Annotated in this window: 10 protein-coding genes; all 10 read left to right on the forward strand. The window is 62.1% G+C overall.

The window, feature by feature from the left end; genetic code table 11:
- Positions 1-89 precede the first annotated feature (89 nt).
- Complete coding sequence (locus tag CLV89_RS03045; RefSeq protein ID WP_106162135.1) at positions 90-563, forward strand: nuclear transport factor 2 family protein; 474 nt, start codon at positions 90-92, stop codon at positions 561-563.
- Positions 564-583: 20 nt separating this feature from the next.
- A complete protein-coding gene (locus CLV89_RS03050; protein ID WP_106162328.1) occupies positions 584-1,237 on the forward strand; it encodes a glutathione S-transferase family protein in 654 nt (217 codons plus the stop codon).
- A 48-nt stretch (positions 1,238-1,285) separates the two neighbouring features.
- The gene (locus CLV89_RS03055; protein WP_106162136.1) at positions 1,286-2,227 is read left to right on the forward strand and encodes a pyridoxamine 5'-phosphate oxidase family protein; all 942 of its coding nucleotides are present in this window, start codon (positions 1,286-1,288) and stop codon (positions 2,225-2,227) included.
- 330 nt (positions 2,228-2,557) lie between these two features.
- Positions 2,558-4,852, forward strand: coding sequence for a bifunctional salicylyl-CoA 5-hydroxylase/oxidoreductase (locus CLV89_RS03060; RefSeq protein ID WP_106162137.1), 2,295 nt, complete (start codon positions 2,558-2,560; stop codon positions 4,850-4,852).
- Entirely contained in the window at positions 4,849-5,598 is a 750-nt protein-coding gene (locus CLV89_RS03065) for an SDR family NAD(P)-dependent oxidoreductase (RefSeq protein ID WP_106162138.1), read from the forward strand. The genes CLV89_RS03060 and CLV89_RS03065 overlap by 4 nt, the downstream gene beginning before the upstream one ends.
- Entirely contained in the window at positions 5,595-6,089 is a 495-nt protein-coding gene (locus CLV89_RS03070) for a MarR family winged helix-turn-helix transcriptional regulator (protein WP_106162139.1), read from the forward strand. Before CLV89_RS03065 ends, CLV89_RS03070 begins: the two co-directional genes overlap by 4 nt.
- Positions 6,086-6,889, forward strand: a complete 804-nt coding sequence (locus CLV89_RS03075; RefSeq protein ID WP_106162140.1) for an enoyl-CoA hydratase family protein — start codon at positions 6,086-6,088, stop codon at positions 6,887-6,889. Before CLV89_RS03070 ends, CLV89_RS03075 begins: the two co-directional genes overlap by 4 nt.
- Positions 6,890-6,953: 64 nt before the next feature.
- Complete coding sequence (locus CLV89_RS03080; protein WP_106162329.1) at positions 6,954-8,111, forward strand: acyl-CoA dehydrogenase family protein; 1,158 nt, start codon at positions 6,954-6,956, stop codon at positions 8,109-8,111.
- Positions 8,108-9,721 (forward strand): AMP-binding protein, encoded by a 1,614-nt coding sequence (locus CLV89_RS03085; RefSeq protein WP_106162141.1) that lies wholly within the window; start codon positions 8,108-8,110, stop codon positions 9,719-9,721. The genes CLV89_RS03080 and CLV89_RS03085 overlap by 4 nt, the downstream gene beginning before the upstream one ends.
- 37 nt (positions 9,722-9,758) lie before the next feature.
- Positions 9,759-10,889, forward strand: coding sequence for an ABC transporter substrate-binding protein (locus CLV89_RS03090; RefSeq protein ID WP_106162142.1), 1,131 nt, complete (start codon positions 9,759-9,761; stop codon positions 10,887-10,889).
- Positions 10,890-10,942 lie beyond the last annotated feature (53 nt).

Genomic DNA, 10,942 nt, shown 5'->3' on the forward strand with positions numbered 1-10,942 from the left:
TTTCTCACACGCTGTATTATTTTACGCAACGGGGTGATTTATCTCTGTCACCAGAGGCGCTGACCACCGCGCCACAACTGGAGACGAAAATGACCCTCACGCCCCGCCCACCGCTGCCGCCCTTCACCCGTGAAAGCGCAATCGAGAAAGTGCGCCTTGCCGAGGACGGCTGGAACAGCCGGGACGCGGCCAAGGTGACGCTGGCCTATACGCCCGACAGCCGCTGGCGCAATCGCGCCGAGTTTCCCGTGGGCCGGACCGAGATCGAGGCCTTCCTGACCCGCAAATGGGCACGCGAGCTGGAGTATCGGCTGATCAAAGAGCTTTGGGCCTTTGACGGCAACCGGATCGCGGTGCGCTACGCCTATGAATATCGCGACGACAGCGGCAATTGGTTCCGCGCCTATGGCAACGAGAACTGGCAGTTTGATGAAAACGGCCTGATGGAAGAACGCCATGCCTCCATCAACGAACATCCAATCACTGAAGCAGATCGCAAATTCCATTGGCCACTGGGCCGTCGCCCCGACGACCACCCGGGCCTGAGCGACCTCGGCCTATGACCTCTTGCAAGGAGACCAAGATGAACCCCGATTTCCCCGCCAACGCCGCCCCGATCAAATTCTACCGCCACCCGCTGTCTGGTCACTGCCACCGGGTGGAGATGATGCTGTCGATCCTTGATCTGCCGTATGAGCTGATTGAGGTCGACCTGCTGAAGGGCGCACATAAAGCGCCGGAGTTTCTTGAACTCAATCTGTTCGGTCAGGTGCCGGTGATTGATGACAACGGCACACTGATTGCAGATTCCAATGCGATCCTCGTCTATCTGGTGCAGTCCTATGGTGCGGACACCGACTGGCTGCCGACAACGCCCAAGGATGCCGCAGAGGTGCAGCGCTGGTTGTCGCTCACGGTGTCGCATGTGGCGACGGGCCCCTCGCGGGCACGGTGGCGCACCCTCATTGGCGCCGGCGATACGCCAGAGACCGAGGCGGCGCGCGAGGTCTCGCATGATTTTCTCAGCCAAATGGAAGGGTTGATTGCTGGGCGGGACTATTTGGTCGGGGACAGGCCCACCATCGCCGATGTGGCAAGCTACGCATACATCGCCCACGCGCCTGAGGGGGGCGTCAGCCTTGACTGCTATCCGCTGGTACGCGCGTGGATTGAACGCGTCGCGGCCCTGCCGAGGTTCGTGCCCATGGTGGCCTCGCCGGTTCCGGAACCGGCCTGAGACGGCGCGCGATCCCACGTAGAAACCAGCATAGAAGGGAGATCAGCCATGACCCGTGCGATACAAGTCTTTCATACCGGCGAGCTGGCGCTGCAGCACCGTGCCGGGGTGCCCGCAAGCTATCGCGACAGGGTTGCCCACGCCATCCGACATGAAATGCCGCAACAACATCGCGATTTCTTCGAGAGCCTGGCAGTGCTGTTTCTTGGCTTGCTGGATGCACGCGGACAGGTCTGGGCCACGCCCGCAGTTGGCGAAGTCGGGTTCCTGCGTTCGCGTGATCCCGGTCATTTGTCGGTGGGCGCGCGCCCTCAGCTGGGGGAAAGCCTTTGGCTTGATGTGCGTCCCGGGGCAAAGGTTGGCGTTGTTGGCATGGAGCTGTCGAGCCGCCGCCGCAACCGGATGAATGGCACCATTCATGCGGTGAATGGCGAGGGGTTTGAGATCGCAGTCGACCTGAGTTTCGGCAACTGTCCGCAGTATATCCAGACCCGCGATCTGCTCTGGCCCGCCAATCCGCCTGCGCCGGAGGCAACGGCACTGGCCGACTGGGACGCACGCAGCCGCGCCTTGGTGGCGCGGGCCGATACCTTCTTCATCGCCTCCCGCGCGGCGGAGATGTCGGACAATCCGACCGATGGCATCGACGCCTCGCATCGGGGCGGGCGGCCTGGGTTTCTGACCATCAATGCCGACAGTTCGCTGTCGTTTCCGGATTTTTCGGGCAATCGTTTCTTCAACACGCTTGGCAATATCGAGGCTGACGGCCGCGTGGGGCTGTTTATCCCCGATTTCAACAGTGGTGCGGGGATCTTTGTCACCGGCTTGGCCACGGTCGATTGGCACCCCGATCGGGTTGCGGGGTTCAAGGGCGCGGAGCGGATCGTGGACGTGCAGCCCGAAGAAATCTGGTACTGCGAACACGCCTTGCCGGGGCCTGCGCCGCTTGTGAGTTCATGGCCGATGCTTGCGGAAACCGGTGTCTGGTAACCGCAGTCGTTGCGGAGAAAACCGTCAACATTGAGCGACTCAGACGGGCGAACGCGTTGCTGCGTTTGCCCGTTTCTCATGCAAGCTCTCTGAATGCATCGCCAGGCGGTTCATTCAGAGAGGCCGCGTGCCAACTGTCCGCCGGTTGGGCAATCCCCTAAATTATGGTATCAAAACATTACCTTGCAATCCTTGTATTGAGCGCAAGAGGCCTTGGTATGTCTCATGCTGCGGCAGAGAAGCTTCAGAAATGGAAATTTTAAGCTTGAAATTGTTTTGGAATGCGGAGAGCCTTTGACCTGACAATAATCTAATGGGGATGAGGATCATATGCGCATTGCATGTCTGGGAGGCGGCCCGGCTGGCCTGTACTTCGCGATCTCGATGAAGCTGCGCGATCCCGGTCACGACATCACCGTGATCGAACGGAATCGCGCCGATGATACCTTCGGCTGGGGCGTGGTGTTGTCGGATGAGACGCTCGACAACCTTGCAGCCAACGATGCCAAAAGCGCCGAGACGATCCGCGCGCATTTTGCCTATTGGGACGACGTTGCGCTGCTCTTCAAGGGCACGCGGCAGGTGTCCTCTGGCCATGGGTTCTGCGGCATCGGGCGCAAGCAGCTGCTGATCCTGTTGCAGGAACGGGCGCGCGAACTGGGCGTCAATCTGCAGTTTGAGACCAATGTGCCGAGCGCGGAGGCCTTGCGCCAGGACTATGATCTGGTGGTTGCCAGCGACGGGCTGAACTCCAGCACCCGCAGCCTCTATTCCGATACGTTCAAGCCGGATGTCGACACGCGCCTGTGCAACTTCGTCTGGCTCGGGACACGTCAGACCTTCAAAGATGCCTTCACCTTCATCTTTGAGGAAACCGAGCACGGCTGGGTCTGGGCGCATGCCTACCAGTTTGACGACGACACCGCGACCTTCATCGTGGAATGTACGCAAGAGACCTTTGACGCCTTTGGTTTTGCCTCCATGAACCAGCAGGAAAGCATCAAGGTCTGCGAAGAGATCTTCAAGGATCATCTGGGCGGCCATGCACTGATGACCAACGCCAACCACATTCGCGGCTCCGCCTGGATCCGGTTCCCGCGTGTCCTGTGCGAAAAATGGAGCCACGAGAATGTGGTGCTGATGGGCGATGCGGCGGCGACGGCGCATTTCTCGATCGGATCAGGGACCAAGCTGGCGCTGGAATCTGCCATTTCTCTGGCTGAACTGCTGCAGGATAAACCGGATCTGCAAAGCGCCTTTGACGACTATGAGGATCAGCGCCGCCTTGAGGTGCTGCGCCTGCAATCGGCGGCGCGCAACTCGATGGAATGGTTCGAGCGGGTGGAGCGCTACCTCGATTTGGACCCGGTGCAGCTCAATTATTCCATGCTGACCCGCAGCCAGCGCATCAGCCACGAAAACCTGCGTGCCCGCGACAAGGACTGGCTCGAAGGCGCGGAGCGCTGGTTCATGACCCAGGCCGGGGCGCCCAAGGATGCACCGCTGCGCGCGCCGATGTTTGCGCCCTTCCGCCTGCGCGAGATGGACCTCAAGAGCCGCATCGTCGTCTCTCCCATGGCACAGTACAAAGCCGTGGACGGCTGCCCCACCGACTGGCATCTGGTTCATTATGGCGAGCGCGCCAAGGGTGGCGCCGGGCTGGTCTACACGGAAATGACCTGCGTTTCGCCAGAGGGGCGTATCACACCCGGCTGTCCCGGTCTCTATGCGCCTGAACATGAGGCTGCTTGGTCCCGCCTCACCGATTTTGTACATGCCGAGACCGATGCCAAGGTTTGCTGCCAGATCGGCCATTCGGGGCGCAAGGGCTCCACTCAGCTCGGCTGGGACGAGATGGATGCGCCCTTGCCGGACGGCAATTGGGACACCGTCAGCGCCTCCGCCATTCCATGGTCGGGCCAGAACGCCACCCCGCGCGAAATCACCCGCGCCGAGATGGACGAGGTTCGCGACCAGTTCGTGAGCGCTGCTGAGATGGCGGATCGTGCTGGGTTCGACATGATCGAGCTGCACGCGGCCCATGGCTATCTGATCTCCTCCTTCCTGTCGCCGGTCTCCAACCAGCGCGGCGATGAGTATGGCGGCAGCCTTGAAAACCGCCTGCGCTATCCGCTGGAGGTCTTTGCCGCCATGCGCGCGGTCTGGCCCGACGGCAAACCGATGTCGGTGCGCATCTCCGCCAATGACTGGGTGGGCGAGGATGGCGTCACCCCGGATGACGCGGTGCAGATTGCCCGCGCCTTCTGGGAGGCGGGCGCCGACCTGATCGACGTCTCTGCCGGTCAGACCACCACCGATGCAAAGCCGGTCTATGGTCGCATGTTCCAGACGCCGTTCTCTGACCAGATCCGCAACGAGGCGGGCATCTGTACCATGGCGGTGGGCAATATCTTTGAGGCCGATCATGCCAACTCGATCCTGATGGCGGGCCGGGCTGATCTGGTGGCCGTGGGCCGCCCGCATCTGGCCGATCCCTACTGGACCCTGCGTGAAGGCACCAAGATTGGCGACCGCGCCGCGCCTGACTGGCCGCTGCCCTATCAGCCGGGCCGTGACCAAAGCTGGCGGCTGGCGGACAAAGAAGCGGAGAGCTTGCGCGCATGAGTAGAGATCTGAGCCAAGAGCATGTCCTGATCACCGGTGGCGGCACCGGTGTCGGCGCCGCCTGCGCGCAGGCCTTTGCCACGGCGGGGGCCACCGTGACCCTGATCGGGCGAACGGAGAAGACCCTGATCGAACAGGGGCTTCCCTATGAGATCTGCGATGTTACCGACGCCGCAAGCGTTACCTCCGCCGTGGCGCGCGCCGCCGCTGCGCGCGGCCCCGTCACCGTGGCCTTGGCCAACGCGGGGGCCGCAGAGAGCGTTCCTTTCGCCAAGATGCAGTCGGAGATGCTGAATGCCATGATGGCGGTGAACCTCAACGGCGTGGTGAACCTCTGGCAGGCGGTGCTGCCGGGCATGAAAGAGGCAGGGCGCGGCCGGATGATCGCCGTGGCCTCAACCGCGGGGCTCAAAGGCTACCCTTATGTCAGCGCCTATTGTGCGGCAAAACACGCGGTGGTCGGTCTGACCCGTGGTTTGGCCAAGGAACTCGCCCGCACCGGCATCACCGTGAATGCGATCTGTCCGGGCTTTGTGGAAACGCCGATGCTTCAACGCAGCATCGACAATATCCGCGCCAAGACGGGCATGAGCACCGAGGACGCGGCCGGCGCGCTCAAGGCGGACAACCCGCAGGGGCGTTTTGTACAGCCGGAAGAAGTGGCCGATGCGGCGCTGTGGTTGGCGTCGAGCGGCGCGGCCTCGGTCAACGGCCATGCCTTGGCCCTGACGGGGGGCGAAATATGAGCAGCGCCAAACCGGAAACCTTGCCCGCAGAGGCCTCCTCGAAGGCCCGTCTGCGCCTGTGGCTGAAACTGCTGAAGACGTCCGGCAGTATTGAGGCCGCGCTGCGCCGCCGTCTGCGCGACCGCCACAACACCACTCTGCCACGGTTCGACGTGATGTCGGCGCTTTCGCGCAATCCGGACGGGTTGAAGATGAGCCAGCTGTCGCAGTTCTTGCGGGTCTCCAACGGCAATGTAACCGGCATTGTCGACCGGCTGACCGAAGACGGGCTTGCACTGCGCGTCGCGGTGCCCGGAGATCGGCGCGCGCAGGTGGCCCGGCTCACCCCGGCGGGCGAGGCGGAGTTTGCCCGGCTTGCGAGCGAACACGAGGCCTGGATCAACGAGATGATGGCCGGCCTTGGTGCCGATGACATCCATGAGATGAGCGCGCTGCTGGACCATATCCAGCCCGCGACCTCCAGTGAGACTTCCAAGGATACCCCGACATGAGCCTGCATGAGACCACGCATTTCAACTGCACCATCGAGGGCGGCATCGCCCGCATTTCGCTCAATCGTCCCGAGCGCAAGAACCCGCTGACCTTCGACAGCTATGCCGAGCTGCGCGACTGGTTCCGGGCGCTGCCCTACTCGGACGAGGTGCATGCGGTGGTGATCGTGCCCAATGGCGGTAATTTCTCCTCTGGCGGCGATGTGCATGACATCATTGGCCCGCTCACAAAGATGAACATGAAGGAGCTTTTGGCCTTCACCCGCATGACCGGGGATCTTGTGAAGGCGATGATCAACTGCACCAAGCCGGTGATTGCGGCGGTGGATGGTATCTGTGCCGGGGCCGGTGCGATCATGGCCATGGCCAGCGATCTGCGCATTGCCGCACCCGAGGCCAAGGTGGCCTTTCTGTTCAACCGTGTGGGGCTGGCGGGCTGCGACATGGGGGCCTGCGCCATGCTGCCTCGGATCATCGGTCAGGGCCGCGCGGCGGAGCTGTTGTATATGGGCCGGTCGCTGGGCGCCGAGGAAGGCGAACGCTGGGGGTTTTTCAACCGTCTGGTGGCGGCAGAGGCACTGGAGGCCGAGGCCATGAAGATGGCAGAGCGCATCGCACAGGGGCCGACCTTCGCCAATGGCATGACCAAGACCATGCTGGCACAGGAATGGTCCATGAGCCTTGAACAGGCGATCGAGGCCGAGGCGCAGGCGCAGGCGATCTGCATGCAGGGCAATGATTTCCGCCGCGCCTATGAGGCTTTTGTCGCGAAAGAGCGACCAGTGTTTGAAGGCGACTGAGAGCGCCGGATTTCGCCTTCGGCGAAGGTATTTGGAAAAAGATGAAAACAACGGGGATGATAACGTGGCGGACCAGAGTTTTCTGAATTGGCCCTTTTTTGACCAAGAGCACCGCGATTGGGCGGCGCAGGTCGAGGCGGTGGCGGCTGGGCTCAATGTGGATCACAGTGACACCGATGCGGCCTGTCGCAAACTGGTAGCCGATCTGGGGCGGGCAGGTATCCTGCAACCGACCGGCGCATGCGACAGCGGTGAGAGCCTTGATGTCCGCAAGCTCTGTCTGTCACGTGAGATCCTTGCGCGCCACGACGGGCTGGCGGATTTTGCCTTTGCCATGCAGGGGCTTGGCACCGGGGCGATCTCGCTATTCGGGACGGATGCGCAGAAGGCGGCCTGGTTGCCCAAGACTCGCAGCGGTGCGGCGATCGCCGCCTTTGCACTCACTGAGCCGCAATCGGGATCGGATGTGGCAAACTCCACCATGACGGCGGTGCGCGATGGCGATGACTATGTGCTCAATGGTGAAAAGACCTGGATCTCCAATGGCGGGATTGCCGATGTCTACACGCTGATTGCCCGCACGGGTGAGGCGCCGGGGGCCAAGGGACTGTCGGCCTTTATCGTGACGCCGGATCTGGCTGGATTTGAGGTGGTGGAGCGGCTGGAGACCATCGCGCCGCACCCGCTGGCAACCTTGCGCTTCACCGATGTGCGTATCCCCGCAAGCGCCATGATCGGCGCGCCGGGGCAGGGGTTCCGCATCGCCATGTCGGTGCTGGATGTGTTCCGCTCCACGGTGGCGGCGGCGGCGCTGGGTTTTGCGCGTCGCGCATTGGACGAGGCTCTGGTGCGTGTCACAGAGCGTCACGTGCAGGGCGCGCCGCTGTTTGATTTGCAGATGGTGCAGGGGCATATCGCCGATATGGCGATGGATGTGGATGCCGCGGCCCTATTGGTCTACCGCGCCGCATGGACCAAGGACAGTGGTGCTGCGCGGGTCACGCGCGAGGCGGCGATGGCCAAGCTGTTCTCGACCGAGGCGGCGCAGGTTGTGATCGACAAGGCGGTGCAGCTCTTTGGCGGCGAGGGCGTGCGTTCCGGTGCGATGGTCGAAAAACTCTATCGCGAAATCAGAGCCTTGCGGATTTATGAAGGGGCCAGTGACGTGCAGCGCGTGGTGATCGCGCGGCAAGCCATGATGGCGATGGAGGGCAAGTCATGAAACTGGGCGCAACCGCACATACCGACACATTCACGCGCGACGCGCTGCCGCCGCTGGAACAATGGCCGGATTTCCTGCTGGATGGGTTTGACTACCCGGATCATCTGAATGCGGGCGTGGAACTGACGGACGCCATGGTGGAGCGGGGCTTTGGCGACCGCACCGCACTGATCGGCAACGGGCGGCAGCGCACCTACAAGGAGCTTGCCGACTGGACCAACCGGCTGGCGCATGCGCTGGTGGAGGATCTGGGCGTCAAGCCGGGCAACCGCATCCTGATCCGTTCCGCCAATAATCCGGCGATGGTGGCCTGCTGGCTGGCCGCGACCAAGGTGGGCGCGGTTGTGGTCAACACCATGCCGATGCTACGCGCCGCAGAGCTGAAGAAATATGTCGAGAAGGCACAGATCCAGTTTGCCCTCTGCGATACCCGGCTGATGGAGGAAATGGAGACCTGCGCGGCAGAGTGTAACGTGCTTGAGCGCGTCGTCGGCTTTGACGGGACCTCCAACCACGACGCCGAACTCGACAGGCTGGCGCTGGAAAAACCGGTGCGCTTTGAGGCGGTGCAGACCGGGCGCGATGATGTGGCGCTTCTGGGGTTCACCTCCGGGTCTACCGGAGAGCCTAAGGCGACCATGCATTTCCACCGCGATCTGTTGATCATTGCCGATGGCTATGCGCGCGATGTGCTGAATGTGGTGCCTGAGGATATTTTTGTTGGCTCTCCGCCACTTGCCTTTACCTTCGGGCTTGGCGGATTGGCGATTTTCCCGCTACGGTTCGGGGCAACCGCGACGCTTTTGGAACAGGCCACCCCGCCCAATATGATCGAGATCATCGAGAAATACCGCGCGACCGTGTGCTTTACCGCGCCGACCGCCTATCGGGTGATGCTTGCCGCAATGGAAGAGGGGGCGGATCTCAGCAGCCTGCGCGCCGCCGTCTCCGCCGGGGAGACCCTGCCGAAACCCGTCTACGACGATTGGATGGCCAAGACCGGCAAGCCGATGCTGGATGGGATCGGCGCGACCGAGATGCTGCATATCTTCATCTCCAACCGCTTTGATGACCACCGCCCGGCCTGCACCGGCAAACCCGTGGGGGGCTATGAGGCGAAGGTGGTCGATGACGAGGGCCGCGAGGTGCCCGATGGCGAGGTTGGTCGCCTTGCGGTGCGTGGGCCGACCGGGTGCCGCTATCTGAACGACGACCGTCAGGCGGGCTATGTCACGGATGGGTGGAACATCACTGGCGACAGTTTTATCCGCGACGCGGAGGGCTATTTCCACTTTGCCGCGCGTAACGATGATATGATCGTCTCGGCTGGCTACAATATCGCAGGCCCCGAGGTGGAGGCGGCATTGCTGGCGCATAACGCCGTGTCTGAATGCGCAGTGATCGGTGCCCCCGATGAGGAGCGCGGCCATATCGTGCAGGCCCATGTGGTCCTGAATGCGGAATTTACGCCCTCAGACGCGCTCATCAAAGACTTGCAGACCCATGTGAAGGCGACCATCGCCCCCTACAAATATCCCCGCAGCATCATCTTTGCCGACAGCCTGCCCAAGACGCAGACCGGCAAGATCCAGCGGTTCCGGCTTCGATAATCAACAACAAACCAACCATAAAACAGGGAGTTTGATCATGAAGAAGCTAATGTTGGCCACAGCGGCCGCGGCGCTGGCCGCGGGCGGAGCGATGGCGGATGTCAAAGTCGGGATGATCACCACGCTTTCGGGCGGCGGTGCGAGCCTCGGCATCGACACCCGCGATGGGTTCATGCTGGCGATGGAAGATGCCAACCGCGATGATGTCGAGGTGGTCATCGAAGACGACCAGCGCAAGCCCGATATCGCGGTGCAGCTCGCGGATAAGATGATCCAATCGGAAAAGGTCGACGTGCTGACCGGTATCGTCTGGTCAAACCTCGCCATGGCCGTGGTGCCTGCTGCCACTGCGCAAGGTCTGTTCTACCTTTCGACCAACGCCGCGCCTGCGCAACTGGCGGGCAAGGGCTGTAACTCCAACTATTTCTCCGTGTCTTATCAGAACGATAACCTCCATGAAGGTGCGGGTGCTTACGCAACCCAAGCCGGGTTCAAAAACACCTTCATCCTTGCGCCGAACTATCCGGCGGGCATCGACAGCCTCACCGGGTTCAAGCGGTTCTACGAGGGCGAACTGGCAGGTGAGGTCTACACCAAGCTGGGGCAGACGGATTACGCGGCTGAAATCGCGCAGATCCGCGCGTCTGGCGCAGACAGCGTGTTCTTCTTCCTGCCCGGCGGCATGGGGATTTCCTTCTTGAAGCAATATGCCGACAGCGGCGTGGATCTGCCCGTGGTTGGCCCGGCCTTCAGCTTTGATCAGGGCATCCTGCAAGCGGTGGGCGAGGCGGCTGTTGGGGTCAAGAACTCCTCCACATGGTCCAAGGATCTGGACAATGAGGCCAACGCGGCTTTTGTCGCGGCCTTCCAGCAGAAATACGACCGCCTGCCGTCGATCTACGCGGCGCAGGGCTATGACACTGCAAATCTGCTGTTGTCGGCCATCGACAAGGCGGATGTGAATGATGACGCGGCCTTTGCTGCGGCCCTGAAGGAGGCGGATTTTGCCTCTGTGCGGGGGGAGTTCTCCTTTGCCGCCAATAATCACCCGATCCAGAACGTCTATGTGCGTGAGGTCATCAAGGAAGGCGACGTCTTTACCAACAAGATCGTCGGCACCGCCCTTGAGGATCATGCAAACGCCTATGTGGACGCGTGCAAGATGTAAGTGAGGCGCGCCCGGCCCGCATCTCTCGCGGGTCGGGGCACACCTGAAAGAAG

The organism is Tritonibacter scottomollicae, from assembly GCF_003003215.1.
GTDB lineage: Bacteria > Pseudomonadota > Alphaproteobacteria > Rhodobacterales > Rhodobacteraceae > Epibacterium > Epibacterium scottomollicae.